26 protein-coding genes are annotated in these 26,308 nt (G+C 64.6%); 18 read left to right on the top strand and 8 right to left on the bottom strand.

Features of this window, described 5'->3' with window-relative positions; all coding sequences use genetic code 11:
* Positions 1-66 precede the first annotated feature (66 nt).
* The 14 genes from DNK06_RS08770 (at position 67) to DNK06_RS08705 (ending at position 14,217) form a co-directional block, all read left to right on the top strand.
* Complete coding sequence (locus DNK06_RS08770; RefSeq protein WP_131176682.1) at positions 67-678, top strand: TRAP transporter small permease; 612 nt, start codon at positions 67-69, stop codon at positions 676-678.
* Positions 675-1,949 (top strand): TRAP transporter large permease, encoded by a 1,275-nt coding sequence (locus DNK06_RS08765; RefSeq protein ID WP_131179643.1) that lies wholly within the window; start codon positions 675-677, stop codon positions 1,947-1,949. The genes DNK06_RS08770 and DNK06_RS08765 overlap by 4 nt, the downstream gene beginning before the upstream one ends.
* 33 nt (positions 1,950-1,982) lie before the next feature.
* Positions 1,983-2,978, top strand: coding sequence for a TRAP transporter substrate-binding protein (locus tag DNK06_RS08760; RefSeq protein WP_131176684.1), 996 nt, complete (start codon positions 1,983-1,985; stop codon positions 2,976-2,978).
* A gap of 14 nt (positions 2,979-2,992) precedes the next feature.
* Positions 2,993-3,418: a MaoC family dehydratase gene (locus DNK06_RS08755; protein ID WP_207389973.1), complete on the top strand. Its 426-nt coding sequence runs from the start codon at positions 2,993-2,995 to the stop codon at positions 3,416-3,418.
* 10 nt (positions 3,419-3,428) lie between these two features.
* A complete protein-coding gene (locus tag DNK06_RS08750) occupies positions 3,429-4,223 on the top strand; it encodes an enoyl-CoA hydratase/isomerase family protein (protein ID WP_131176685.1) in 795 nt (264 codons plus the stop codon).
* Positions 4,216-5,406 carry an acyl-CoA dehydrogenase family protein gene (locus DNK06_RS08745; protein ID WP_207389972.1) on the top strand — a complete coding sequence of 397 codons (1,191 nt, stop codon included), beginning with the start codon at positions 4,216-4,218 and terminating at the stop codon, positions 5,404-5,406. Before DNK06_RS08750 ends, DNK06_RS08745 begins: the two co-directional genes overlap by 8 nt.
* A 2-nt stretch (positions 5,407-5,408) precedes the next feature.
* The gene (locus DNK06_RS08740; RefSeq protein ID WP_131179642.1) at positions 5,409-6,599 is read left to right on the top strand and encodes a CaiB/BaiF CoA transferase family protein; all 1,191 of its coding nucleotides are present in this window, start codon (positions 5,409-5,411) and stop codon (positions 6,597-6,599) included.
* On the top strand, positions 6,596-7,033 hold the full coding sequence (locus tag DNK06_RS08735; protein WP_131179641.1) for a MaoC family dehydratase: 438 nt from the start codon (positions 6,596-6,598) through the stop codon (positions 7,031-7,033). The genes DNK06_RS08740 and DNK06_RS08735 overlap by 4 nt, the downstream gene beginning before the upstream one ends.
* The gene (locus tag DNK06_RS08730; RefSeq protein WP_131179640.1) at positions 7,023-7,943 is read left to right on the top strand and encodes a DMT family transporter; all 921 of its coding nucleotides are present in this window, start codon (positions 7,023-7,025) and stop codon (positions 7,941-7,943) included. Before DNK06_RS08735 ends, DNK06_RS08730 begins: the two co-directional genes overlap by 11 nt.
* Positions 7,944-8,360: 417 nt before the next feature.
* Positions 8,361-9,620, top strand: coding sequence for a glycoside hydrolase family protein (locus tag DNK06_RS08725; protein WP_131179639.1), 1,260 nt, complete (start codon positions 8,361-8,363; stop codon positions 9,618-9,620).
* A complete protein-coding gene (locus DNK06_RS08720) occupies positions 9,607-10,782 on the top strand; it encodes a fumarylacetoacetate hydrolase family protein (RefSeq protein WP_131179638.1) in 1,176 nt (391 codons plus the stop codon). The genes DNK06_RS08725 and DNK06_RS08720 overlap by 14 nt, the downstream gene beginning before the upstream one ends.
* Before the next feature lie 36 nt (positions 10,783-10,818).
* Complete coding sequence (locus DNK06_RS08715; RefSeq protein WP_131179637.1) at positions 10,819-12,264, top strand: aldehyde dehydrogenase family protein; 1,446 nt, start codon at positions 10,819-10,821, stop codon at positions 12,262-12,264.
* A 258-nt stretch (positions 12,265-12,522) separates the two neighbouring features.
* Entirely contained in the window at positions 12,523-13,278 is a 756-nt protein-coding gene (locus tag DNK06_RS08710; protein WP_131179636.1) for a substrate-binding periplasmic protein, read from the top strand.
* 183 nt (positions 13,279-13,461) lie between these two features.
* Positions 13,462-14,217 carry a substrate-binding periplasmic protein gene (locus tag DNK06_RS08705; protein ID WP_131179635.1) on the top strand — a complete coding sequence of 252 codons (756 nt, stop codon included), beginning with the start codon at positions 13,462-13,464 and terminating at the stop codon, positions 14,215-14,217.
* A 180-nt stretch (positions 14,218-14,397) separates the two neighbouring features.
* Here DNK06_RS08705 and DNK06_RS08695 read toward each other — a convergent pair whose 3' ends face one another.
* The 4 genes from DNK06_RS08695 to gpmI all read right to left on the bottom strand — a co-directional run bounded on the left by DNK06_RS08695 (position 14,398) and on the right by gpmI (position 19,690).
* Positions 14,398-15,711 carry a S41 family peptidase gene (locus DNK06_RS08695; protein ID WP_131179634.1) on the bottom strand — a complete coding sequence of 438 codons (1,314 nt, stop codon included), beginning with the start codon at positions 15,709-15,711 and terminating at the stop codon, positions 14,398-14,400.
* A gap of 33 nt (positions 15,712-15,744) precedes the next feature.
* Complete coding sequence (locus DNK06_RS08690) at positions 15,745-16,989, bottom strand: murein hydrolase activator EnvC family protein (RefSeq protein ID WP_131179633.1); 1,245 nt, start codon at positions 16,987-16,989, stop codon at positions 15,745-15,747.
* A 113-nt stretch (positions 16,990-17,102) separates the two neighbouring features.
* Positions 17,103-17,999: an NAD-dependent epimerase/dehydratase family protein gene (locus tag DNK06_RS08685; protein ID WP_131179632.1), complete on the bottom strand. Its 897-nt coding sequence runs from the start codon at positions 17,997-17,999 to the stop codon at positions 17,103-17,105.
* Between the two features lie 155 nt (positions 18,000-18,154).
* Entirely contained in the window at positions 18,155-19,690 is a 1,536-nt protein-coding gene (gpmI, locus tag DNK06_RS08680; RefSeq protein WP_131179631.1) for a 2,3-bisphosphoglycerate-independent phosphoglycerate mutase, read from the bottom strand.
* 145 nt (positions 19,691-19,835) lie between these two features.
* Here gpmI and DNK06_RS08675 point away from each other — a divergent pair, with 145 nt between their 5' ends.
* The 3 genes from DNK06_RS08675 to secB are packed head-to-tail and all read left to right on the top strand — an operon-like array spanning position 19,836 to position 21,017.
* The gene (locus DNK06_RS08675; protein WP_131179630.1) at positions 19,836-20,249 is read left to right on the top strand and encodes a rhodanese-like domain-containing protein; all 414 of its coding nucleotides are present in this window, start codon (positions 19,836-19,838) and stop codon (positions 20,247-20,249) included.
* Position 20,250: 1 nt separating this feature from the next.
* Positions 20,251-20,505, top strand: a complete 255-nt coding sequence (gene grxC, locus DNK06_RS08670) for a glutaredoxin 3 (protein WP_131179629.1) — start codon at positions 20,251-20,253, stop codon at positions 20,503-20,505.
* A gap of 47 nt (positions 20,506-20,552) precedes the next feature.
* Positions 20,553-21,017 (top strand): protein-export chaperone SecB, encoded by a 465-nt coding sequence (gene secB / locus DNK06_RS08665; protein ID WP_131179628.1) that lies wholly within the window; start codon positions 20,553-20,555, stop codon positions 21,015-21,017.
* Positions 21,018-21,224: 207 nt separating this feature from the next.
* On the opposite strand, the gene trmL is transcribed toward secB, so the two are convergent.
* Positions 21,225-21,680 (bottom strand): tRNA (uridine(34)/cytosine(34)/5-carboxymethylaminomethyluridine(34)-2'-O)-methyltransferase TrmL, encoded by a 456-nt coding sequence (gene trmL / locus DNK06_RS08660; RefSeq protein WP_131179627.1) that lies wholly within the window; start codon positions 21,678-21,680, stop codon positions 21,225-21,227.
* Here trmL and DNK06_RS08655 point away from each other — a divergent pair.
* Positions 21,679-22,119, top strand: coding sequence for a hypothetical protein (locus tag DNK06_RS08655; protein ID WP_131179626.1), 441 nt, complete (start codon positions 21,679-21,681; stop codon positions 22,117-22,119). The genes trmL and DNK06_RS08655 overlap by 2 nt on opposite strands.
* Before the next feature lie 597 nt (positions 22,120-22,716).
* Here the strand turns inward: DNK06_RS08655 and ntrC are convergent.
* The 3 genes from ntrC to DNK06_RS08640 form a co-directional block, all read right to left on the bottom strand.
* On the bottom strand, positions 22,717-24,153 hold the full coding sequence (ntrC, locus tag DNK06_RS08650) for a nitrogen regulation protein NR(I) (RefSeq protein WP_131179625.1): 1,437 nt from the start codon (positions 24,151-24,153) through the stop codon (positions 22,717-22,719).
* The gene (gene glnL / locus DNK06_RS08645) at positions 24,150-25,235 is read right to left on the bottom strand and encodes a nitrogen regulation protein NR(II) (RefSeq protein ID WP_131179624.1); all 1,086 of its coding nucleotides are present in this window, start codon (positions 25,233-25,235) and stop codon (positions 24,150-24,152) included. Before glnL ends, ntrC begins: the two co-directional genes overlap by 4 nt.
* A gap of 445 nt (positions 25,236-25,680) precedes the next feature.
* On the bottom strand, positions 25,681-26,307 hold the full coding sequence (locus tag DNK06_RS08640; RefSeq protein ID WP_131179623.1) for a DUF4124 domain-containing protein: 627 nt from the start codon (positions 26,305-26,307) through the stop codon (positions 25,681-25,683).
* Position 26,308: the final 1 nt, after the last annotated feature.

Raw genomic sequence — 26,308 nt, 5'->3', positions numbered from 1 at the left:
CGGGACTGGAAGCTGCCATCCGGCCGGCTGTCTCCGCCCACGAAAACCCCGCGAGGGAAAACAGCGATGAATAATAAGAACAAGACATTGGCATTCGACGAGACAGGAGGGAAAGGGGCGCGACCGCGCTTCGACCCGCTGGCCGTCGTCGACCGTCTCAACGACCTCGTCACCCGGCTGTGCGGCCTGGCCATGCTGGTCATGGTGCTCTGCGTGGTCGCCGGTATCCTGACCCGCTTCGTCTTCAGTCACCTGCAATACGACCTGGCCCTGCCCTGGACCGAGGAAGTGTCGCGTTACCTGATGATCTGGGTGGTGTTCCTCGGCGCCGCAGTGGCCGCGCGCAAGGGCAAGCTGATCGGCGTGCAGGTGCTGATCTACGCCCTGCCGCGCAAGCTCGGCGCCGGGCTCAAGTACCTGTCGATCCTGCTCTCGCTGGGCTTCTACCTGATCCTCATCTGGGTCGGCCTGGAATGGGCCGAACTCGGCCGTACCCAGGGCTCTCCGGTCATGGAGCTGCCAATGGTGGCGACCTATTCGGCGATGTCGGTGGGTTTCAGCCTGTCCGTGCTCAATACCCTGGCGCTGGTCTACGAGGCCTGGCGTTCGCAGGACGGCATCCTCGGCGCCGAGGAGGACGATGAAATCGTCACCGCTCTGGCGGAGGGCAAGGCATGATCGGCATTCTCTTCATCTCCCTGCTGGTGCTGATGTTCGTCGGCGTGCCGATCGCCATCGCCCTCGGCGCGTCCTCGATGGTGGTGCTGAGCTACCAGGGCATGCCCTTCGTCACCGTGGCGCAGAGCGTGTTCGAGTCCCTCGACTCGTTCAGCCTGATGGCCATTCCGTTCTTCATTCTCGCCGGCAACCTGATGCAGTCCGGCGGCATCGCCAAGCGCCTGGTCAACCTGGCCAACGCCATCCTCGGCTGGATCCGCGGTGGCCTCGGCGGTGTGGTGGTACTGACCTCGATGTTCTTCTCGACCATGTCCGGCTCGTCCTCGGCAACCACCGCGGCGGTCGGCTCGGTGCTGATCCCGGCGATGGAGAAAAAGGGCTATCCACGCCCCTTCGGCGCCGCGGTGGCGGCCAGTTCCGGCGAGCTGGGCGCGATCATTCCGCCGTCGATCCCGATGATCGTCTACGCCCTGACCGCCAACGTCTCGGTGGCCTCGATCTTCCTCGCCGGCATTCTGCCCGGCCTGCTGGTCGGCCTCTCGCTGATCGTCTGCACCTGCCTGATCGCCCGGCTGCGCAACTACGACATGATCGAGCCGATCACCCTGCGCCAGTGGACGCTGGGCGTACTGCTCGCGCTCAAGCAGTCGTTCTTCGCGATTCTCATGCCGATGGTGATTCTCGGCGGTATCTACAGTGGCATGTTCACCCCGACCGAAGCCTCGGTGGTGGCGGTGGTGTACGGCCTGGTGGTGGGGCTGTTCATCTACCGCGAACTGAGCTGGCGCGACCTGCTGGATGTGTTCGGCCGCTCGGCGGTGACCTCGGCGATCATCCTGATCATCGTCGCCTTCGCCGCGATCTTCGCCTACATGCTGACCATCAATCGCGTGCCGCACATGCTCGGTACCCTGATCACCGGCATTTCCGACAACCCGCTGGTGTTCCTGCTGATCGTCAACGTGGCGCTGTTCCTGATCGGCATGTTCCTCGAGACCCTGGCGGCGATCATCATCCTCGCGCCGATCCTGGCGCCAGCGGCCATGCAGTTCGGCATCGACCCGGTGCACTTCGCCTGCATCATGGTGGTCAACCTGGCGGTCGGCATGGTCACCCCGCCGGTCGGCGTCAACCTGTTCGTCGCCTGCCAGGTGGCCAACGTGCGCATGGAGCAACTGATGCGCCCGCTGCTGCTGTTCCTCGGCGTACTGATCATGGACGTGATGATCATCACCTACGTGCCGGCGCTGTCCACCTGGTTCCTGCCCTGAGTCCTCCACACAACAACAATTAGGAGAGTCACCATGAAACCCATCATCCGTTCGCTCGCGACCTGCCTGTGCGCCCCCGCGCTGCTGCTCGCCGCCGGCTCAGCCTCGGCGCTGACCCTCAACCTCGGCCACACCCTGGCGCCGGAAAGCCATTACCAGGTGATGGCGGAAAAGCTCGGTGAATTGATCGAGCAGAAGTCCGCCGGCGAGATCACCATCAACACCTTCCCGCAGTCGCAACTGGGCGGCGAGGTGAAGATGATCCAGTCGGCCCGCAGCGGCACCCTGGACATGTTCGTCACCGCCCAGGCGCCGTTGACCTCGACGGTCAAGGCCTTCAGCTTCTTCGACGTGCCCTACCTGTTCGACAGCGTCGACCAGGCCAACACAGCGTTGGCCGGGCCATTGGGCAAGCATTTCCTCGAGATGCTGCCGGACTACAACCTGGTCGGCCTGGGCTGGCTGTCGGCCATGGAGCGCAACGTGTTCGCTTCCAAGCCGGTCGACAGCGAGCGAGGCATGCACGGCCTCAAGCTGCGCGTCATGCAGTCGCCCGGCTATGTCAGAACCTACGAGGCGCTGGGCGCGCAGCCCACGCCGATGGCCTACGGCGAGCTGTACATCGCCCTGCAGCAGGGGGTGATCGACGGTGGCGATACCTCGCCCGATCAGTTCGTCATGGACAAGTTCACCGAGGTCAGCAAGTTCTACAGCATCACCCGGGTGCACTACCTGCCGGGCCTGCTGATCATGTCCAAGCGCCGCTGGGATTCGCTGAACGACCAGCAGAAGGGCTGGCTGCAGGAAGCCGCCGACGAAGCCCTGGCCTACGGCATCGAGTACTACAAACGCTCCTACGACGAATCCATCGAGCGCATGCAGGCGGGTGGCGTGACCGTGGTCGAGACCGATGTCGCCCCGCTGCGCGAGAAGAGCGCCAAGGTGCGCGAGCAGCTCATCGAACAGGTTCCCGAGGGCCGCAAGCTGCTCGAGCTGCTGGAAACCTCCACCCAGGCCGCACCACAGTGAAGGAGGGCGCCATCATGCAAGCCAGAGCCAACATGGAACGCTACGCCATGGGCGATATCGAGCGTTTTTCCAAGACCGTCGGCGAATCGGACGTCTACCTGTTCGCCGGTATCGTCGGCGACTTCTACGGCGTGCACCTGAACGAGGAGTTCGCCAAGCAGACCCGCTTCGGCAAACGCATCGCCCAGGGCGCCTTGTCGATCGGTTTCATCGCCACGGTGATGGGCTATCTGGCGGCGCGCGCCGAGGGCCCGGGGGCGGTGTCCTACCGCTACGACATCACCTTCCGCGCCCCGGTGTTCATCGGCGAGACGGTGACCGCGCAGCTGGAGCTGATCGAGAAGAACCTCGAACGCAGCATCTGCATCTTCAAGGCCACCGTCCTCAATCAGGACGGCGTCACCGTCGCCGATGGGCAGACCTATCTGAAAGTCTTGTGAGCGAAAACCGATGAACGATCCGCGAAACGACGGCGGCGGGCTGAGTGTGCGCCGCGAAGGGGCGGTGGCCGTGCTGGCCATCGACCGGGTGCACAAGCACAACGCCCTGAGTCCGGCGATCCTGCAGCAGCTCGACACGCAGCTGACGCTGTTGCAGGCGGCTACCGAGGTGCGTGCGCTGGTGCTGACAGGCGAAGGTGAACGCGCCTTCATCGCCGGCAACGACATCGAGCACCTGGCCCAGGTCGATGCTCACGAGGCGTTCGCCTTGATGGAAGCGGGCCAGCGCCTGGTCAGCCGCCTGCGCGACTACCCCAAGCCGGTGGTGGCGATGGTCAATGGCTACGCCCTGGGGGGCGGTCTGGAGCTGGCGCTGGCCTGCGACTTCATCGTCGCCTCGCGCCAGGCCAGCTTCGGTTTCCCGGAGATCCGCCTGAACACCTTTCCCGGCTGGGGCGGTACGCAACTGGCGGTGCGCGCGATCGGCCTGGCGCGGGCCAAGGAAATGATCATGAGCGGCCGCCGCTACAGCGCCGAGGAGGCCTGGGAAATGGGCCTGGTCAATCGCCTCTGCGAGCCCGCCCACCTGCACGAAGAAACGCTGGCGCTGGTTGCCACGCTGATCGAGCGTGACGCCACCTGCCTGAGCCTGGCCAAGCGCCTGTGCAACGGCGCCGAGGATTGGGCCTTCGCCGACGGCCTCGGCAGCGAAGCCGCCCTGTATGGGGTGAATTTCAGCCGGGCGGAGGCGCGCGATGGTCTGCGCGCCTTCCTCGGCAAGAGTGGAGAACGCAAGCATGGCTGAATCACTGACAAGCGCGCTGAGTTCGCTGCCCATCGGGCTGAGCGAGGAGCAGGGGATGATCCGTGAGTCCGCCCGGCGTTTCGCCGAGGCGCACATCGCGCCCGTCGCCGCCGAGCTGTGGGAAGAGCAGGGCTTTCCCTACGCCGTCTGGCGCGAGGCGGCGCGGCATGGCTTCAGTGGCCTGCCCTATGCCGAGCAGGACGGCGGCAGCGGCGGCGACTGGCTGTCGTTCGTCATCGTGCTGGAGGAGTTCGCGCGCATCGACTGCGCCATCGCCAATGCCTTCATGGCCAATTCCAGCGTCGCCACCCTGCTCGCCGAGTTTGGCGACGCGGCGCAGAAAGCCACCTGGTTGCGACCGATCCTGCAGGGCGAGGCGATCGGCGCGATCGCCCTCACCGAGCCGGACGCCGGTTCCGATGCCGCGGCCATCCGTACTCGCGCCGAGCGCGATGGCGACGGCTGGCGCCTGAATGGGGCGAAGACCTTCATCAGCAATTCCGGCACCGAGATCACCGGGCCCATCGTGGTGGCGGCGGTCACCGGCACCCGGCCGGACGGGCGCAAGGCGATTTCCAACCTGGTGGTGCCCCATGGCACGCCGGGCCTGAGCTATGGGCGCAAGCTGAAGAAGATCGGTTGGCGCGCCTCGAGCACCTGCGAGCTGTTCTTCGACGACTGCCGCGTCCCTGCCGGCAACCTGCTCGGCGTCGAAGGCGCGGGGCTGCGCCAGACCCTCGGCACGGTCACCGGCGGGCGCATCCTGATCGCCGCGCTGGCCCTGGGCATCCTCCAGGGTTCGCTGGATCGGGCGCATGCCTACCTGCGCGAACGCAGCGCCTTCGGTTCGCGCCTGGAATTCTTCCAGGCCCTGCAATTCAAGCTCGCCGACATGGCCCGCGACACCTACACCGCGCGCCTGGCGATCTACGATGCGGCGCGGCGCAAGGACGCCGGCCAGCCCTACGCCCTGGAGGCCTCGATGGCCAAGCTGCACGCCAGCGAATGTGCGATGCGCGCAGCGCACCAGGCGGTACAGATCCACGGCGGCTACGGCATCTGCAGCGAATTCGCCGTGGCCCGCGCTTTCGGCGACGCCAAGGTGCTGGAGATCGTCGAGGGCACCTCGGAAATCCAGCGACAGATCATTGCCCGGGCCATGGGCCTGGCACAGGAGGGTTGAACATGCTCAAGGGAATCAAGGTCGTCAGTTTCACTCATTACCTGCAGGGGCCTTCGGCGGTGCAGATGCTTGCCGACGCCGGCGCCGAGGTGGTCAAGATCGAGCCGCCGAAGGGCGCCTTCGAGCGCCACTGGTCAGGTCACGATGCCTTTCTCGACGGGGTCAGCGTGTTCTTCCTGCTGGCCAACCGCAACCAGCGCAGCATTTCCCTCGACCTGCGCAGCGAGGAGGGCAAGGTCATCGCCCTGAAGCTGATCGGCGAGGCCGACGTGCTGGTGGAGAACTACCGCCCCGGGGTGCTCGACAAGCTGGGGTTCGGCTACGAGGCGATGAAGGCGCTGAATCCCGGCCTGGTCTACTGCTCCTGTACCGGCTACGGCAGCGACGGCCCCTATGTGCAGCGGCCCGGTCAGGATCTGCTGCTGCAGGCGATGAGCGGCCTGGCGATGCTCAGTGGCGACGGCGATCGCGCCCCGGTCGGGGTCGGTTCGGCGATCGTCGACCAGCACGCGGCGATCCTCGCCGCCTTCGGCGTCACCGCCGCGCTGCTGGCGCGCCAGCACAGCGGCCTGGGCCGGCGGGTGGAGAGCAACCTGCTCAACGCCGCCCTCGACCTGCAGATCGAGCCCTTCAACTATTACCTGAACAAGGGCGAACTGTGGCCGCGCAGCACCCCGGCCATGGGCTCGCGCTTCCACCCGGCGCCCTATGGCATCTACCGCACCGCGGACGGCTGGATCGCGATTTCCCTGAGCGCCATGGAACCGTTGTCCGCCGCCTTCGCCGAGCCGGAGCTGAAGGCTTATTCCAAGCATGACCAGTCCTACAAGCGCGAGGAGATCCATGGGCGGATCGCCAAGCTGTTGCTCGGCAAGGGCACCGAGCAGTGGTTCGCCATCTTCACCGAGCACGGCATCTGGCACGCGCCGGTCAACGACTACGCCCAGGTCGAGCAGGACCCGCAGGTGCAGTGGAACCGCAGCATCGTCGAGTTCGACTACCCGCGCGCCGGCAAGGTGCGCCTGCTCAACCACCCGCTGCGCTACGACGGCGAGGTGCCGCCGCTGCGCCGGCCGCCACCGCTGCACGGCGAGCACTCGCGGGAAATCCTCGAAGAGCTGGGCTACGACGCCGAGGCGATCGATGCGCTGCTGCAGCGAGCCGTGGTGATCGGTGCGGAGGAGCCGCGATGAGTAGCATGCCGAATACCTTCGACGACCTGCAGGTGGATGACTGCCTCAGCCTCAGCCGCTCGATCAGCGCTGCCGATGTGGCACTGTTCGCCGAACTGTGCGGCGACGACAACCCGCTGCACATGGACGACGCCTTCGCCGCGGGCACCGCGTTCGGCCGCCGGGTGGTGCATGGCATGTTCTCCGCCGCGCTGATTTCCGCGGTGCATACCCGGCTGACCGGGCCGGGGTTCGTCTATGTCGGGCAGAACCTGAGTTTCAAGGGGCCGGTGCATATCGGCGATACCCTCAGCGTGGAGGTGTGGGTGGCAGAGAAGAAGGCGGCCAAGCAGGTGCTGGTCTGCGAAAGCCGGGTGGTCAACCAGAACGGGGTCAGCGTCGTCGAGGGGCGCTCGGCCCTGAAAGCCCTCGGCGCTGTCAGCCTTGACGCCTGAAGCGGCGCTCGCCGCACAGCGCCGGAGCACCGTCACCGCGTACGGCGTACTGGCCTATGCGGTGCTGATCTGGGGCGCCAACGTCTCGGTGATCAAGCTGCTCACGGTCGACCTGCCGGCGCTGCCCCTGTCCGCGTTGCGCATGATCCTGGCGCTGCTGTGCATCTGCGCCATCTGCCTGCTGCGCGGTCAGCGCCTGGTGCGCATCGGCTGGCGCGACTGGGGCTGGCTGATCGGCGCCGGCGGGCTGATGGTGTATGCCCACCAGATTTTCCTGGCCCAGGGCGTAGCCACCTCGTCGGCCACCAATGGCGCACTGATTCTCGGCCTCAATCCGATCTTTTCCGTGCTGCTCGGCTACCTGCTGCTTGGCGAGCGGCAGACCCGACGCAGCCTGGTGGGCATCGCCCTGGGCCTGACCGGCGCGGCGCTGGTGGTGCTGCATGGTGGCGCGCTGCACCTGGGGGCTTCCGGCGATACGGCGCTGTTCGCCGCGCTGTTCACCTATGTCGCCGCCGGGGTATGCATCCGCCGCGTGTCTGCCGCGGTGCCGCCGCTGCTGTTGGGTCTGTACATGCATGTGGTCGGTGCCGTATTGCTGGCGGCGCACGTCGCGCTCAGCGAGCCGCAGGTGGTGTGGCGTCTGCCTGGGCTGGACGCCGGGTTCTGGTGGCTGGTGGGAATCTCGGCGTTCTTTTCCACGGCCCTGGGCAACCTGTCCTGGGCCTATGGCATCGCCACCATCGGCCTGAGCCGTTCTTCGGTATTTCTCAACTGGCTGCCGATTTCCGGGGTGCTGTTCGCCGTGCTGTTCCTGCACGAGCCACTGGGGCTCTGGCGCATCGCCGGGTTGGTGTGCGTGGTGCTCGGCACCTATATCGCGCTCAGGCCGCAGGGCGTCAGGCCGTGAACGGCGGGCGCCGGACGTGGGCGTAGGGTGGATGACGCTTTTTTCATCCACCATGGTTGCCCCGCCCCGGGTGTCGCTACGCTCGACCCGGGCTACAGGAACAAGAGATTCGGCGTGATCGGAGAGCGCCTTGCTCCTTGGCCTGCAAGAGCCCGTTCGCAAGAGGGCTCGCCTGTAGGCGCGTCGACCCAGGCGCGATGCGATGGTGGCCATCCAGCAGAATCTGCGCTGCGCTCGCCATTCGCTGCGAGGTCGCAGCTCCTGCACAAGCGTGACCGTCCAAGGGTGGATCGGGGCCGCGCAGCTGCAGGACGGGCGAATCGTACAAGCATTTCTCGGCATCGTCCTAACCTGCCCGGCAGATGATTTCCTATGCTGGGCCGCACGCTTACAACAACAATCGAGGAGCGACACGCTATGCCGAATGCAACGCTTTCCCCACCCGCCCTGGACGCCGAGCTGGGCCGTCTGGCTGGCGAGGCGCTCGATCTTCTGGCGCGCAAGCTGCTGGAGGACGAGCGCAGCCTGGGTCTGGCCTTTCCCATCTATACCGACGCAGATGGAAACTGGGTGACCCAATACGCCTCGGTGTCGGCCGGCTATTCGGGCGAGGCCTGGAGCCACGGCAACTGGCATTGCGGTTTCTGGGTCGGTCTGCTGCTGGCCAGCCATATCCATACCGGCGAGCGGCGCTTCCTCGAACTGGCCCGCGAACGCCTGCGCCTGATCGAGCACCGCGCCGAGGATCCGCACACCCACGACATCGGTTTCATCTTCGACAGCAGCGCGATTCCCTTCTGGCAACTGACCGGCGAGCGCGACTGTGCCGAGATCGCCCTGCGCGCCGCCCAGCGTCTACGGGCACGTATCGTCGCCACTGCCGGCGGCGCCTATGTGTCGTCCTGGGGGCCGCTGGACGACCCGCGCGGGCGCAGCAGTTCGGCCATCGACACCATGGCCAACCTGCCGCTGCTGTACTGGGCCTCGGACTACAGCGGCGACGCCAGCTTCCGCCTGGCCGCCCAGGCCCATGCCGATTGCACCTGGGCCCATTTCGTACGCCCCAACCGTTCCACCTACCATGCCCTGGAGTACGACACGGTCAGTGGCGAACGCCTGCGCGGCTACACCTACCAAGGCAGCGGCGACGAATCCGACTGGAGCCGCGGTCAGGCCTGGGCGATCTACGGCTTCACCCAGTCCTGGCTGGAGAGTGCCGACCGGCGCTATGCCGAGCACGCCCTGGAACTGACCGACTACTACCTCGAGCGGCTCGGCGACGACCCGGTGCCGCCCTGGGATTTCGATGCCCTGCCGCCCCATGACCGGGTGCGCGACACCGCCACCACGGCCATCGTCGCCTCGGCCCTGCTCGACCTCGCCGCCAGCCTCGACGACGCCCAGCGCGCCGCTTTCCTGCGCGGTAAGGCTGAGTGGATGCTCACCGGCCTGTGCGCCACCTACTTGGCCCGGGAGCCGGCGCAGCGGGGCTTGCTCACCGATGGCTGCTACTCCATGCCGCACCGCCTGGGCGAACGCGGCGCGACACTGTTCGGCGATTTCTACTGCGTCGAAGCCCTGTGCAAATTGCTCTACCCGGGGCGTTTGCGGCCGATCCACGGGGCGCGTTCGATCAACCTGCCCGGCGCCGCGGAGGTTTCCCATGCAACCCATTGACAGCCCTACCTGCCTGCCCGTCGACCTGGATCGTGCCGTGCTGGTCGGGCGGGTCTGGCGTGGCGCGCCGCATCATGGCCCTGCGCTGGTCGCGGTACGCGACGGCCAGGTGGTCGACATCAGCCGCAGCGTGGCGCTGATGGCCGACCTGCTCGACCGTGACGACCGCCTCGAACTGGCCCGGCACGCCCCCGGCGAAGCCCTCGGCGCAGCCACGGACTGGCTCACGCGCAGCCTCGACCCGCAGGCCGAGGATCGCCTGCTGGCGCCCTGCGACCTGCAGGCGATCAAGGCCTGTGGCGTGACCTTCGCGGTCAGCCTGCTGGAGCGGGTGATCGAGGAGCAGGCCGGCGGCGATGCTGGCAAGGCCAGGGATATCCGTGCCAGTTTGCAGGCATTGATCGGCGACGACCTGTCGCGTATCCGTCCAGGCTCAGCCGAGGCAGAGGCCCTGCGCGAAGAGCTGAGCCGGCGCGGCGCCTGGTCGCAATACATGGAAGTGGGCATCGGCCCCGACGCCGAGGTGTTCTCCAAATCCCAGCCGATGTCGGCCGTCGGTTTCGGCGCCTGCGTCGGCCTGCATCCTCAGTCACAGTGGAACAACCCCGAGCCGGAGATCGTCCTGGCGGTCAACGCCCGGCGCCAGGTGGTCGGCGCCAGCCTGGGCAACGACGTCAACCTGCGCGATATCGAGGGGCGTAGCGCATTGCTGCTGGGCAAGGCCAAGGACAACAACGGCTCCTGCGCCATCGGCCCGTTCATCCGCCTGTTCGACCAGCACTTCGACCTGGACACCGTGCGCCAGGCCGAAGTCGGCCTGACCATCGACGGCGCCGACGACGGTTTCCGCCTGCAGGGCCACAGCCACATGCGTGAGATCAGCCGCGACCCGCAGAACCTGGTCGAGCAGACCTGCGGCGAGCATCACCAGTACCCGGACGGTTTCATGCTGTTTCTCGGCACCATGTTTTCGCCGATCCAGGATCGCGGCGAGGCCGGCGCCGGTTTCACCCACCATCTCGGCGACCGGGTGAGCATCGCCACCCCGTCCCTGGGCACGCTGGTCAACGAGGTACGCCACTCGACGGCGATCGCGCCCTGGCAGTTCGGCGTGCGCGCGCTGTACCGCAATCTGGGAGAACGAGGTCTTTTGCCCCGCTAACGTTCTCCAACGGCCCGCTAGCAAGGAGTGCCACACATGCGGTTCGACAACTACATCGACGGTCGCTGGCGCGCAGGCACCGAGTACCGGAGCAATCTCAACCCGTCCGATCAGGACGACCTGATCGGCGACTATGCCCAGGCGGATGCCGGGCAGACCGGCGAAGCCATCGCCGCCGCCCGCGCGGCGTTCCCGGCCTGGGCGCAGGTGTCCCCGCAGCAGCGCTTCGACATACTCGACGGCGCCGGCAGCCTGATCCTCGCCCGCCGTGAAGAGCTCGGCCGGCTGCTCGCCCGCGAGGAGGGCAAGACCCTGCCCGAGGCGATCGCCGAAGTCGGTCGCGCCGGACAGATCTTCAAGTTCTTCGCCGGCGAGGCCCTGCGCCTGCACGGCGAGATTCTCGGCTCGGTGCGTCCCGGCCTGAACGTCGAGGTGACCCGGGAGCCGCTCGGCGTGGTGGGGCTGATCACGCCGTGGAATTTCCCCATGGCGATACCGGCCTGGAAGATTGCCCCGGCCCTGGCCTACGGCAACACCCTGGTGTTCAAACCGGCTGAACTGGTGCCGGGCTGTGCCTGGGCGCTGGTCGACATCCTCAATGAAGCCGGCGTGCCCGGGGGCGTGGTCAACCTGGTCATGGGCTCTGGCGCGGTGGTCGGGCAGGCGTTGAGCGAATCGCCACAGGTCGATGCCGTCAGCTTTACCGGTTCGGTGCACACCGGCCAGCGCATCGCCGCGGCCTGCCTGCCGCTGCGCAAGAAACTGCAACTGGAGATGGGCGGCAAGAATCCCATGGTGGTGCTAGACGACGCCGACCTCGAGGTGGCGGTCGAGGCCTGCATCAACGGGGCCTTCCACGCCACCGGCCAGCGCTGTACCGCTTCCAGTCGGCTGATCGTCACCGCCGGCATCCATGACCGCTTCGTCGCGGCGATGCTCGAGCGCATGGCCGCCCTGCGCGTCGGCCATGCCCTGGAGGCGGCGGTGGATATCGGCCCGGTGGTGGATGCCGCGCAACTGCGCAGGAACCAGGCTTACCTCGACGTGGCCAGGAGCGAAGGCGGCCAGGTGCACGGCGGCGAACTGCTGGAGCGGGACACGCGCGGTTTCTTCATGCGCCCGGCGCTTGTGGTCGGCGCCGAGCCGCACATGCGCATCAGCCGCGAGGAAGTCTTCGGGCCCATCGCCTCGATCTTGCGTGCCGAGGATTATGCCGAGGCCCTGGCCATGGCCAACGACAGCGAGTTCGGCCTGTCGGCGGGCATCTGCACCCGCTCCCTGAGCCATGCCAGCCACTTCAAGCGGCATGTCCAGGCCGGCATGGTGATGATCAACGCGGCCACTGCCGGGGTCGATTATCACGTGCCCTTCGGCGGGCGCAAACATTCCAGCTACGGCCCCAGGGAGCAGGGCAGCCATGCCCGTGAGTTCTACACCCTGGTGAAGACCACCTACCTGAACGCGGGCAGCGTGCCGGCCTGAGCCGACCGGTTCAGAGAAGAGGCAGCCATCGAGCCTGTACCGGTTTCGGGCGAGCCCGCCACCTGAGTTCCTGGGAAGTTGCCAGCGCCCGGTCAACGCCATGCCGCGAGCCATGTCACGGTGCGTCGAAAGCCTTTGTGCGCCACCTTGGTGCGGGTGACCGACCGCTCAGTAATCACGATTGAGGTTTGGTCTGCCCCAAAACAGGGCTAAGCTGGGCCGCTTTTTTGAAAACCCTGACTTGGTAGGAACCTGTTTATGTGCAAGCGGTTGTGGCTGATGGGCGTGGGTGCCCTGTTATTGATGTCTGGAATGGCTAGAGCGGAAATCGACCCGAACTACAACGTAGTGTTGCTGACGGAAAACTTCCCGCCGTACAACATGGCGATCAACGGCAAGAATTTTGCGCAGGAAGACAATATCGACGGTATCGCCGCCGATGTGGTGCGCGAGATGTTCAAGCGTGCCGGTGTGGCCTACAGTCTCACCCTGCGTTTCCCCTGGGATCGCATCTATAAACTCGCACTGGAAAAGCCCGGCTACGGCGTGTTCGTGACTGCGCGGCTGCCTGAGCGCGAGGAGCTGTTCAAGTGGGTCGGGCCGATCGGACCGGACGATTGGGTACTGCTGGCGCGCGGCGACAGCAACCTGGCAGTGAACAGCCTGCAGCAGGCCAAGCGGTACCGGATTGGCGCCTACAAGGGCGACGCCATCGCCGAGCATCTGGAACAGCAGGGGCTGCAGCCGATCACCTCATTGCGTGATCAGGAGAACGCCAAGAAACTCGTGGCCGGTCAGATCGACTTGTGGGCCACGGGTGACCCTGCCGGCCGTTACCTGGCGCGACAGGAGGGCGTCAGCGGCCTGAAAACCGTGATGCGTTTCAACAGCGCACAGCTCTATCTGGCGCTGAACCGGGAAGTGCCGGATGAGGTGGTACAGAAGCTGCAAACCGAACTGGACAAGATGCGCGCTGAGGGGTTCGTCGACACCATTCTCAACAGTTATCTTTAGGCATGAAGGTCATTCACATCGCGGGTGCTGCCGAGAGGCGCCCGGCGTGGTCATGATCTAGCCTGCATGCTGCAATGCAGTGTGCTTGGGGCACACGGTGGTCATCGCCACGGAAGGTGATGGTGCGGGGATTGGGCAGGAAGCCGGCCAACCATAATCATAACCACGCGGCGGGGACGACTGATGTTGAACACTATGAAAGCGATTGTACTGCTCGGGCTCACCCTGGCGGCCTGTGCCGCCAGGGCCGAGCTGCCACCTGATTACAAGATGGTGCTGCTGACCGAGAATTTCCCGCCGTTCAACATGGCGGTGGACGACAAGAACTTCGCCCGCGACGACTCCATCGACGGTATCAGTGCCGAAGTCGTGCGCGAGATGTTCAAGCGTGCGCAGATCGATTACACCCTGACCCTGCGCTTCCCCTGGGATCGCCTCTACAAGCTGACCCTGGACAAGCCCAACTACGGCCTGTTCTCCACCACCTTCACCCCTGAGCGTCAGCCTCTGTTCAAGTGGGTCGGCCCGCTGGCCAAGACCGGTTGGGTCTTGCTCTCTGCGCCGGGTAACAACCTCAGCGTGGCCAGCCTCAAGGAGGCCGGGAAATACACGATTGGTGCCTACAAGAACGACGCCGTCAGTCAGCACCTGGAAAGCCAGGGCCTGGAACCGGTCAACGCCTTGCGTGATCAGGAGAACGTGAAAAAGCTCACCAGCGGCAAGATCGACCTGTGGGCCACCACCGACCCGGTCGGTCGCTACCTGGCCAAGCAGGAAGGGGTCAGCGGTCTGAATACCGTGCTGCGTTTCAACGAGGCCGAGTTGTATCTGGCGCTGAACAAGGACACGCCGGACGAAGTGGTGCAGCGTCTGCAGAAAGCTCTGGACGAGCTGCGCAACGAAGGTTTCATCGACGAGATGACCAACAACTACCTCTAAAAAACGCTCAAAGGAAAACCCGGTATGGCAACGCTGTGCCGGGTTTTTTCGCATCAAGTGGGGCCGCAAGGAACGCAGTGCGGGCCGCGCAGGTCTGGCCGACGCTTGGATGGCTCGCCATTTCGCCCAAGAAAAAGCCCCATTGCAGCAGCCTGCAATGGGGCCTTGGTTTACCGAGCGTCAGTTGGCGCGGGTGATGTTCAGACCTTTGAGCAGATTCAGTGCCTGGTTCAGTTGGTAGTCATCATCCTGCGGGCGAGCCGGTTTGCCGGCGCTACCCTGGCTCGGACGGTCGGCGCCGCCGTTGCCGTTGCCCAGGTGGCCTTGCAGATCCGCTTCCTTGAGGCTCGGGTCGTCGCTCTCGCGCGTCAGCTTGGCACGTGCCACCTCCACATCCGGAACGATGCCCTGGGCCTGGATGGAGCGGCCATTGGGGGTGAAATACAGCGCCGTGGTGATTTTCAACGCCCGGTCGTTGTTCAGCGGCAGCACGGTCTGGACCGAGCCTTTGCCGAAGCTGTCGGTGCCCATCACTACGCCACGCTTGTGATCCTGCAGGGCTCCGGCGACGATTTCCGAAGCCGAAGCACTGCCGCCGTTGATCAGCACCACCAGCGGAACGCCTTCGCTGGCGTCGAGCGGGTCGGCCGAGAAGCGCAGTTCCGAGTTGGGGATACGCCCCTTGGTGTAGACGATCAGGCCCTGCTTGAGAAAGTGATCCGCCACCTCGACGGCCGACTGCAGCACGCCACCCGGGTTGTTGCGCAGGTCGAGCACCAGGCCGCTGAGTTTCTTGCCGTTGTCCTTGCGCAGCTTGTTCAGGGCCTTGCCGACTTCCTCGCCGGTGTTGACCTGGAACTGGGTGACACGGATGTAACCGTAACCGGGGTCGAGCAACTGACTCTTGACGCTGGTGACCTTGATCACTGCACGGGTCAGCTCCACGTCGAACGGCCTGCCGCCTTCGCGCACCAGGGTCAGGAGGATTTTGCTGCCGGCCTTGCCACGCATTTTCTCCACGGCTTCCATCATCGACAGGCCCTTGGTCGGCTTACCGTCGATCTTGATGATCAGGTCACCGGGGTGGATGCCAGCTTTTGAGGCCGGGGTGTCGTCGATCGGCGAGACCACCTTGATGAAACCGTCTTCGGTACCGACTTCGATACCCAGGCCGCCGAATTCGCCGCTGGTGCTTTCCTGCAGCTCGGTGAATGCCTTGGGGTCGAGGTAGGCCGAGTGCGGGTCGAGGTTGCTGAGCATGCCCTTGATGGCATTCTCCAGCAGCTCCTTATCGGTAACCGGCTCCACGTAGGCCGCCTTGATGCGATCCATCACCTCGGCGAAAGTGCGCAGCTCCTCCAGCGGCAGTGGCGCGGCGCTCTGGTCGGCAGCCGGCGGAGGCGTGATTGGAGCCTGGTCGGCATGCAGCACAGGTGCGCCACCGAGCAGGGCAATCGCCAGGGCCAGGGAGGTGAGGCGGGACAGTTGCGGCATATCGAACTAACTCCTACGACAATGAGATGGCGCTTATCCTTGCGCCCGACACCATTGGGCCGGATCGCTGGCGCGGCCCTGCTGGCGAATCGCGAAATACAGAGCCGGCGTATCCTGCCCACCGCTGGTACCAACGGTGGCGATGGGGTCACCGGCTTTGACGATGTCTCCGGCGTCCTTGAGCAGGCTCTGGTTGTGACCGTACAGGGTCAGGTAACCGTTGCCATGGTCGAGAATGACCAGAAGCCCGGATCCGCGCAACCAGTCTGCGAAGACCACCCGACCACCATGCACGGCGCGTACCTGACTACCGGCGGAAGCGCCGATCAGTACGCCGTCCCATTTAGTCCGAGCGTCTTCGCCGCGAGGGGTTCCATATCTCGCTACCAGGCGGCCGTTCACTGGCCAGGGCAGCTTGCCCTTGGCATTGGCGAAGGGGCCGCCGTAGCTGGCGCCGGAGCTGACCAGCGGGCCACTGTCCGGTGTCTTGGCGGTAGGCGCTGCGGGCTTCTCGCGGGCGGCGGCCAGGGCGCGCTGGCGCTCCTGCTCGGCCTCACGGGCCTGGCGGGCGAGGGTTTCCTCGATGGTCTTGAGTACTCGGGCAAGATTCGCCTGTTCCTGCTCGCGGGCCTTGAGGCGCTGGTCGCGGGCGGCGTAATCCTTGTTCAGCTTGGCCAGGGCTATCTGGCGCTCCTTGCGTACGGCCGCCAATTCGTTGCTGCGCTTGTCCAGCTGGCTTTTCTGTTCCTGCAGCTGGGCTTGATGATGGCTGATGTCTTTCTCGACATTATCCAGCTGGCGCAGTGTTTCGTTGAAGGCCGTCAGCTGTTCCATTCGGGCTTCAGCGAGGTAATCGTAGTAGGTCAGGGTGCGGGAGAATTTTTCCGGGTTCTGCTGGTTGAGCAGCAGCTTGATGTATTCCTGACGGCCGCCCTGGTAGGCCGCGCGGGCCTGGATGCCGATCAGCCGTTGCTGTTCAAGGCGCGCGCCCTGGAGTTTTTTTTTCTCCTGATCGAGGCGTTTGAGCTCCTCTTCGCTCTCCTGCAGTTCATCGCGCAGGCTCTTGACCTGGTTTTCCAGGTTGCCCATTTCGGTTTCGGTGGCCTGCAGCTGTTTCTGCACGCCGGATTTGTCCTGCTGCAGTTTTTCCAACAGCTTTTTCAGCTCGGCCACGTCGGCGCGTGCTGCTTCCAGCTGTTTTTGCGTGTCGGCTTTCTGATCGGCAAAGGCCGGGGTCAGCAGGCAGGCGAGAAGAATCAGGGTGAGGGCACGAAACATGGGGCAGGCGATACCTGGCGGGGAACCTGCCTAGTATGCCCGTGGTGCGGGGCAAAAAAAACGCCCTGGATCGCGAATGCCGACCCAAGGCGTTTGGCGGTGTCCCAACGGGGTCAAAGCATCTCGTGCTCGATCCACTGCAGCACCGACGAGTGGCCTGGCGTCCAGCCGAGCAGACGGCGCGCGCGCTCACCGCGTACCCGACTGTTGGAGCCCAGGCCGTAGTTGGCCATCTCGTAGCCCCACTCGGCTTCGGCCTGGGCCAGCGGCCAGTCCTGGGCTTCGCCGAGCTGCAGGGCGCGGGCCATGGCGGCGGTCATGTCGCGGAATGCGGCTTCGCCGTTCTCGATGAAGTAGAAGGTGCCTGCCGGGGTTTTCTCCAGGGCCAGCAGGTACACCGCCACCACGTCCTCGATATGCACGTTCGACCAGATGTTCAGGCCGCGGCCGACATGTCGAACCACACCGGATTTGCGGGCCTGACGCAACAGGCGCGGCAGCTGTACGCTTTCCCGTGGCAGGCCGAGGGCGTGGCCGTAGATCAGGGTGTTGCACAGTACGGCACTGCGGATCCCGCGCGAGGCGGCGGCGAGCACCAGGTCGTCGATGGCCACGCGGGCGGCCTTGTCCGCGGTTGGCGCCGGCAGGTTGTCTTCGCGGAAGATCTCGCTCGACGCCGAGTCGCCGCCACAGGCGTCGCCGACGATGCTCGAGCCGCTGGTATGCAGCAGCACCTTGCCCGAACCGTCCAGGCCTTCGATCAACGCCTCCACGGCACCCCGGTGATCGCTGCTGGCGGCATTGATCACCGCATCGGCGGCCCGTGCCTGATTGATCAGCAGTTGCCGGTCGTCGAGGCTGCCGAGCAGCGGGGTGATACCCAGCGCGGCCAGTTCGTCGGCCTGTTCGGTGCGGCGTACCAGGCCAGTGACGGTGTGTCCGGCGCGAACCAGGCCGGTTGCGATGGAGCCGCCGATGTAGCCACCGGCGCCGGTAATGAAAATGTTCATGGGTGTCCTCCTGAATGTGCCGCCAGTATGGGCAGCGCTGGCGCGGCGAGTAACCGGCTGCGGCTCAAAACAGAATTGCCCCGGGAGCAAGAGTGGGTCCTGAAAGGAAAAAGCCCCGGCAGGAGCCGGGGCTTCGGGTGACGCCGTTCATTCCCTCATTTCAGGGTAATGATGCTGGTGCCGGTCATTTCTTTCGGGATCGGCATACCCATAAGCGTCAGCAGGGTCGGCGCCACATCGGCCAGCACACCGCCTTCACGCAGGCTCACGTCGCGCTTGCCGACATAGATGAACGGCACCGGTTCGCAGGTGTGTGCCGTGTGTGCCTGGCCGGTGCACTCGTCCTGCATCTGCTCGACGTTGCCGTGATCCGCGGTGATCAGCGCTTCGCCGCCGACCTTGTCGAGCGCCTCGACGATGCGTCCGACGCAGGTGTCCAGGCATTCCACGGCGGCCACGGCGGCTTCGAACACACCGGTGTGGCCGACCATGTCGCCATTGGCGTAGTTGACCACGATCACGTCGTAACGCTGGTTCTCGATGGCATCGACGATCTTGTCGGTGACTTCGGGGGCGTTCATCTGCGGCTGCAGGTCGTAGGTGGCGACGTTGGGCGAGGGGATGAGGATGCGTTCTTCACCGGGGAAGGGCTCTTCGCGACCGCCGGAGAAGAAGAAGGTCACGTGGGCGTACTTCTCGGTCTCGGCGATGCGCAGCTGGGTCTTGCCATTGTTGGCCAGGTACTCGCCGAACACATTGACCAGCGGTTCCGGCTTGTAGGCGCTGGGCGTGTCGATGCTTGCCGCGTACTGGGTGAGCATGATGAAACCGGCGGTCTGCGGCGCGCGGGCGCGTTCGAAGGCATCGAAACCTGGCTCGACGAAGGCGCGGGTCAGTTCGCGGGCGCGGTCGGCACGAAAGTTCATGAACACCACGGCATCGCCGTCTTCGACACTGACCGCTTCGCCGATGCTGGTGGCCTTGACGAATTCGTCGCTCTCACCACGGGCGTAGGCGGCTTCCAGGCCGGCGACGGCGGTCTCGGCGCTGAACTGGCTCTGGCCGGCGGCGATCAGGTTATAGGCCTGGGCGACGCGATCCCAGCGATTGTCGCGATCCATGGCGAAATAGCGACCGATCAGCGAGGCAATACGACCCTTGCCGAGCCTGGCGAAGGTGGCATCGAGCAGTTCAAGGGAGCCCTGAGCGCTTTTCGGCGCGGTGTCGCGGCCATCGAGGAAGGCGTGCAGGTAGATCTTCTCGGCGCCGCGGCGGGCAGCCAGTTCGGCCATCGCCACCAGATGATCCTGATGGCTGTGCACGCCACCATCGGACAGCAGGCCAAGGATGTGCACGGCCTTGCCCGCGCCAACGGCTTTATCCACAGCGCCGGTGATGGCCGGGTTCTCGAAGAACTCGCCATCGCGAATCGCCTTGGTCACCCGCGTAAAGTCCTGGTACACCACACGCCCGGCGCCGAGGTTCATGTGGCCGACCTCGGAGTTGCCCATCTGCCCGTCCGGCAGGCCGACATCCATGCCGCTGCCGGAAATCAGCCCGTGGGGCTGGGTGGCGCGCAGGCGGTCGTAGACCGGCGTGTTGGCGGCGAAGATGGCATTGTGCTCGGGGGTGTCGCTGTGGCCGAAGCCGTCGAGAATGACCAGAACCAAGGGTTTGGGCGTTGCGCTCATACTGGGCTCGCTTTGCTTGAGGGACACATAGAAAAGTTCAGACATTCTACGGCCAAGGAAAGATCCCGTCACGGTCGTACGGCCTTTGGTGGGACCTGTGTGGCTGTGTATACTGGCCGACATTTTACCGTCCCGGAACCGCGTGATGCTTGCCAACCTCATTGAATTCGCTACCACCCACTTCATCCTCAGCGGCCTGTTCGTCATCATTCTCGCGCTGCTGATCTTCACCGAGCTGCGCAAGGGCGGACAGAGCCTGAGCAGCCGCGAGCTGACCGCGCTGATCAACCGCGACGAAGGCGTTGTGGTCGACATCCGTAACAAGAAGGACTTCGCCAGCGGCCATATCGTCGGTGCCCTGAACATTCCCTACGACAAGCTGACCTCGCGTATCGTCGAGCTCGAGAAGCACAAGGCCAAGACGCTGATCATCGTCGATGCCCTGGGCCAGCAGTCCGGCACTGCCGCTCGCGATCTGAAGAAGGCCGGGTTCACGGCGGCCAAGCTGGGCGGTGGCATCGCCACCTGGCGCAGCGACAACCTGCCCGTGGTGAAGTGACATGACCAAGGTCGTCATCTACTCCAGTGACTGGTGCCCCTACTGCATTCGCGCCAAGCAACTGTTGACGAACAAAAACGTGTCGTTCGACGAGATCCGCGTCGATGGCAAGCCGGAACTGCGTGCAGAGATGACGCGCAAGGCCGGTCGCACTTCGGTGCCGCAGATATGGATCGGTGATACCCACGTGGGTGGCTGCGATGAGCTGTATGCCCTGGAACGGGCAGGCAAGCTCGATGCGCTGCTCAGCGCCTGATAGATCTAGAACCTTTCTTTAAGTCCATACAGCAGAAGGCTTTGCCCATGACCGAACAAGTTACCGGTGCCGCCCAAGGCGAGCAGACCCCCCAGTTCTCCCTGCAGCGCATCTACGTGCGTGACCTGTCCTTCGAAGCGCCGAAGAGCCCTGAGATCTTCCGTCAGGAATGGACGCCGAGCGTAGCGATGGATCTCAACACCCGTCAGAAACCCCTGGAAGGTGACTTCCACGAAGTGGTGCTGACCCTGTCGGTGACCGTGAAGAATGGCGAAGAAACCGCTTTCATCGCTGAAGTGCAGCAGGCGGGCATCTTCCTGATCAAGGGCCTGGACGCTGGCTCCATGAGCCACACCCTGGGCGCGTTCTGCCCGAACATCCTGTTCCCGTACGCGCGTGAAGCCCTGGACAACCTCGTGGTACGTGGTTCGTTCCCGGCGTTGATGCTGGCTCCGGTGAACTTCGACGCCCTGTACGCCCAAGAGCTGCAGCGTCAGCAAGCGGCCAACTAAGTCGTCGCTGCTCAAAAAGCGCCCTGCGGGGCGCTTTTTTATGGCCTGCCATCCCTGGCGGCCACCCTGCGGGCCGTCGCAAGCGACGTTAAAAATGGCTCCTGGCCATTTTTTATGGCCTGCCATCCCAGGCGGTCACCCTTCGGGCCGTCGCAAGCGACGTTGAAAATGGCTTCCAGCCATTTTTTATGCCTGGCGTTTAGCGGCTCAGCGGAAGCCCTGCTGGCGCCAGGCCTCGTAGACCGCGACGGCCACGGTATTGGACAGATTCAGGCTGCGGCAACCCTCGCGCATCGGCAGGCGCACGCGTTGCTCGTCTGGCAGGGCGTCGCGAACCTCCGGCGGCAGACCGCGGCTTTCCGGGCCGAACAGGAAAGCGTCGCCCGGTTGGTAGGCCACTTCGTGAAAGGGCTGTGAGCCCTTGGTGGTGAAGGCGAACACGCGTGGTTGGCCAAGGCTTTCGAGGCAGGCCTCCAGGCTGGCGTGGCGCTGTAGCGTGGCGTACTCGTGGTAATCCAGCCCGGCGCGGCGCAGGCGCTTGTCGTCCAGCTCGAAGCCGAGCGGCTCGATCAGGTGCAGGTAGCAGCCGCTGTTGGCGCAGAGCCTGATAATGTTGCCGGTGTTGGGCGGGATTTCCGGTTGAAAAAGGATTACATGAAACATGCACGGCTCCGAGCCAGAAGACGGTGCGTATTCTACGCCCGATAAGCCGCCAAGACCGCGTCCGTGGCTACGGGTGATCATCTCGCTGGCGATCTTCGGCTTTCTGGTCGGCTTGATGGTCGGCCGACTGTTCCATCCCGACGCGATGCACCTGAAGGCGCTGGAGGCCGACAATGATCGACTGGTACTGTGGTTCAACGTCGAGCCGCAGGTGCAGGTCAGCGATTTCCAGGGCGCATTCGCGCTGCGTTTCGAAGGGCTGGGGCGTGAGCAACAGGGCCAACTGCAGGTAGCTGGACGAGCCGCCAATTGGCGTGTGCTGCGTGATGGTCGAGAGCTGGAGGTGCGTGTCCTGGCGGCTCGCCCTTTGCGTGGTGAGTGGAATGCCGAGGAAGTCGATGGTCGCTGGCGCCTGACGATTCGTCTGGCGCCGCGGTAGCGGATAAAAGAGGGGGTGCTCGGCCTGCCTGTACCAAGGCCCCCGAAGAAAATGGGGATTCTCTGATCTGCCTGTACCAGAGCCCCCGAAGAAAGAAGGGAGTTCCCGGCCTGCCTGTACCGAGGCTCCCAAAGAAAGAGGGGAATCCCCGGCCTGCCTGTACCAAGGTCCCCGAAACTGGGTTATCTGTACCATTGCAGGTGGCGTGCCAGGTTCTGTTTTTCTCTGCAAGACCCCGTGATTACTGGCCTCCGACCGATATGGCCGATTTCTGGCGGGCGCGGAGCATGGACGTGGATGTTCCGCTCGGGTGCATCAGCACACTGCCAGTGCGCTGATCGCGTGCATTTTCATATACCCGGGAAAGGACACCCGGGTATCGCTGTGCTCAACCCAGGCTACGGTGCTGCGGTGCCTTTCGTAGGGTGGAACACGCTTCATCGTTCCACCATGGTTCTTGCGTGCGCTACTGCTTTAGGGGATGAACAACGCATCGGCATGTCGCGTTCTCATAGGGGTGGCCGCCAGGAATGGCAGGCCATAAAAAACGCCGCGCGCCCTGATCAGGCCGCGGCGTTTCGGTGTTGCGGTCGCGGCTCAGTTGTCGTCGCTGTCGTCCTCTTCGGATCCATCGACGTTCATGCCCAGTTCCTTGATCTTGCGGGTCAGGGTGTTGCGGCCCCAGCCCAGCAGGATGGCCGCATCGCGACGGCGTCCGGCGGTGTGCTTGAGGGCCGTTTCGATCATGATCCGCTCGAAGGCCGGCACGGCAGTATCGAGCAGGCTCGACTGGCCACGGCCCAGGGCCTGATCGGCCCACTGGCGCAACGCCTGTTCCCAGTTGCTCACTGGCGCGTTGTCCTGCGGCTGAACGAGCAGTTCCGGCGGCAGGTCGTCGACATGCACTTCGCGCCCTGAGGCCATCACCGTGATCCAGCGGCACGTGTTCTCCAACTGGCGCACGTTGCCCGGCCACGGTAGTTGCTGCAGGTAATCCTCGGTTTCGCTCTTCAACAGCTTGGGCTCGACCGCCAGTTCGGTGGCGGCGCGGCTGAGGAAGTGGCGGGCCAGGGTCGGGATGTCTTCGCGGCGATCGGACAGGCGCGGAATATGGATGCGGATGACGTTGAGGCGGTGAAACAGGTCTTCGCGAAACTTGCCGGCCGTCACCAGGCTTTCCAGGTTCTGGTGGGTGGCGGCGATGATGCGCACATCCACCTTCACCGGCGTGTGCCCGCCAACCCGGTAGAATTCGCCGTCGGCCAGCACGCGCAGCAGGCGGGTCTGGGTGTCGGCCGGCATGTCGCCGATCTCGTCGAGGAACAGGGTGCCGCCGTCGGCCTGCTCGAAGCGTCCGCGGCGCTGGTTGGCCGCGCCGGTGAAGGCGCCTTTCTCGTGGCCGAACAGCTCGGATTCCATCAGATCCTTGGGAATCGCCGCCATGTTCAGCGCTATGAACGGTGATGCCGCTCGCGGACTGTGGCGGTGCAGAGCATGAGCGACCAGCTCCTTGCCGGTACCGGACTCACCGTTGATTAAAACAGTGATGTTGGAATGCGAGAGCCGGCCGATGGCGCGGAACACCTCCTGCATCGCCGGCGCTTCGCCGATGATTTCCGGGGTGCGCGCTTGTACCACCGGCACGTGCAGGCCCTGCTGCTCCTTGGCGTGCTGGTTGGCACGCTTGACCAGCGATACCGCCTCGTCGACGTCGAAGGGCTTGGGCAGGTACTCGAAGGCACCGCCCTGGTAAGACGCCACGGCGCTGTCCAGATCCGAATGGGCGGTCATGATGATCACTGGCAGGCGCGGGTGCATCTCGCGGATTCTGGCCAGCAGCTCCAGGCCGCTGGAGCCGGGCATGCGAATGTCGGAGATGATCACGTCAGGCTGCTGGCGGGTAAGGCGGCCGAGTACACCGTCGGCGCTGTCGAAGCTCTGGGTGCTCATGCCTTCCTGTTGCAGGGCTTTTTCCAGTACCCAGCGGATGGAGCGGTCGTCGTCAACGATCCATACGGTTTCACTGCGGCTCATGTCGGAGTTGCTCCTTGTTCCAGCGGCAGAAAGATCGAGAACACGGTGTTGCCAGGATGGCTCTCGCATTCGATCAGGCCTTGATGCTGACTGATGATGTTCTGGGTGATCGCCAGGCCCAGGCCGGTGCCGTCGGCACGCCCGCTGACCATGGGATAGAAGATGGTTTCCTGCAGTTCCGGCGCGATGCCCGGGCCGTTGTCGATGATCTCGATCTTGGTCACCAGACGGTGGCGAACGTAGCCGATGGTGAACTGCCGCAAGGTGCGCGTGCGCAGGGTGATGCGCCCGGGTCGCAGCTCGGGTTTGGCGCCGATCGCCTGCATGGCGTTACGCACGATATTGAGCACGGCCTGGATCATCTGTTCACGGTCTATGACCAGATCCGGAATGCTCGGGTCGTAGTCGCGCACCAGCAGGATGCTGCCCTGGCTCTCGGCTTCGACCAGGCTGGCGACGCGCTCCAGCACCTCGTGCACGTTGGTGATCGCCAGGGACGGCAGCTTGTTGGAGCCGAGCATGCGATCGACCAGATTACGCAAGCGATCCGATTCTTCGATGATGACGTTGGTGTAATCCTTGAGGCTTTCTTCCGGTAGCTCGCGGGCCAGCAACTGGGCCGCGCCACGGATACCTCCGAGTGGATTCTTGATCTCGTGAGCCAGGCCGCGCACCAGTAGCTTGGTGGTTTCCTGCTTGGATAACTGGGCTTCTTCCTTGGTGATGCGCAGCAAGCGATCACGAGGATGCACTTCGAGCAGCAACATGGTTTCGCCGCGGCTGAGCACCGGGGTGACGGCGTAGTCGACGGTCAGACTCTGTCCGGTCTGGGTGGTCAGCATCGCCTCGCGTTTGTTGAACGGGTGGGCCTCGGCCACTGCCTGGCGTAGAGCGGCCAGGGCTTCGCGGCTTTCCGTGAACAGCTCGCTGATGAACTGACCGTGGCTGCGTTGACCGCTGACCGCCAGGAGCATTTCAGCGGCAGGGTTCATGTACTCCAGGCGCAGATCGGCATTGAGCAGCAGCGTGGCCGTGGTCAGGTTGTCGAGTAGCAGGCGGTGCAGGGAGTCATTGATGATCATTGGGCAGGCTCCGCCGCTCTGGTCGTGGCGTGTCCCCGGGTGAGGAGTGCCGCGACAAGGCTATGGTCGTCCGGCAGCGGGGCGCAGCGTGCTGTGTCTCGTTGCGTGTGTGGGCCAGCCAAAAGTCGTTCCTCGTGCGGTGTTCTGCAGCAGAAGGGCCGGTTGGCATGGCAAACGAGGCGCACCTCGGGCCATCCGGCAGTGCGGGAGAAAATGCAAGAAGCAAACCAAAGCCCTCTAAAGACGCGCGCAAAGGCGCAATAGGCCGGATTTGGCAACTTTTCGGCGCAACGATGAAAACCACGGTGTGCCAATTTGGGACGAGTATAGAAATCAGTGCGCCGTATCGCACCTTTTTGGTGCGAATCGCTTTGCGACGAGGCGCGTGCTGGTGTCAGCGCCGTGCCTCGTGCAGCAGGGTCGCGGCGCTGATCGGGCGTGGGGGTTACAGGAAGGGAAGAATACTGATGATGCCTTTGTCTTCTTCCTTGGGCTTGTCCTTGAGCGGGCATTCCGGGCGCACGCCGTAATCGTCCTTCTTGCAGGGGCGGGCCAGGCGTTTCTGCGCCAGGGAGATGCGTACCATGTGGAAGGGCTGGCTGGGCGTGCGTTCGACGATGATGCCGCCCTCGGTGATGATTTCCACGGCGATCTGATGAGTGCCGCGATCGATATTCTCCAATGGGAACACCGGGCTGCGCCCGGCGGTGCCGACCGGCTGGCCGTCCAGCAGCAGGCGATAGCTGTGGCCTGGGTGCAGCGCCGGGTCACTGCTGGCGGTGACGATCAGGTTGCCGGCGTTGTCGCGGATGGTCGCGTCCGGTTGCGGAATGGTGATCCTCAGCAGCTCGTAACCCAGCAGCGGCATGCTTTGCACGGGCGGCGTCGCCGGCTCGGCGCTACGCGCTGGTGGTGGCTCGATGCGGTTGGAGGGCGCTATCTGCAACTGTTTGGCGTTGCCGTCACGAGGGCTGTCGGTGAAGACCCGATTCCCCTCTGCATCCACATAGGTATAAACCTGGGCAAGACTTGGCAGGGCGATCAGCAGCAGACTGAAAAGCAGGGTGCGCATG

The sequence above is a fragment of the Phytopseudomonas daroniae genome (assembly GCF_004327285.1).
Lineage (GTDB): Bacteria > Pseudomonadota > Gammaproteobacteria > Pseudomonadales > Pseudomonadaceae > Aquipseudomonas > Aquipseudomonas daroniae.
This window is presented reverse-complemented; position numbering and strand designations above follow the sequence as displayed.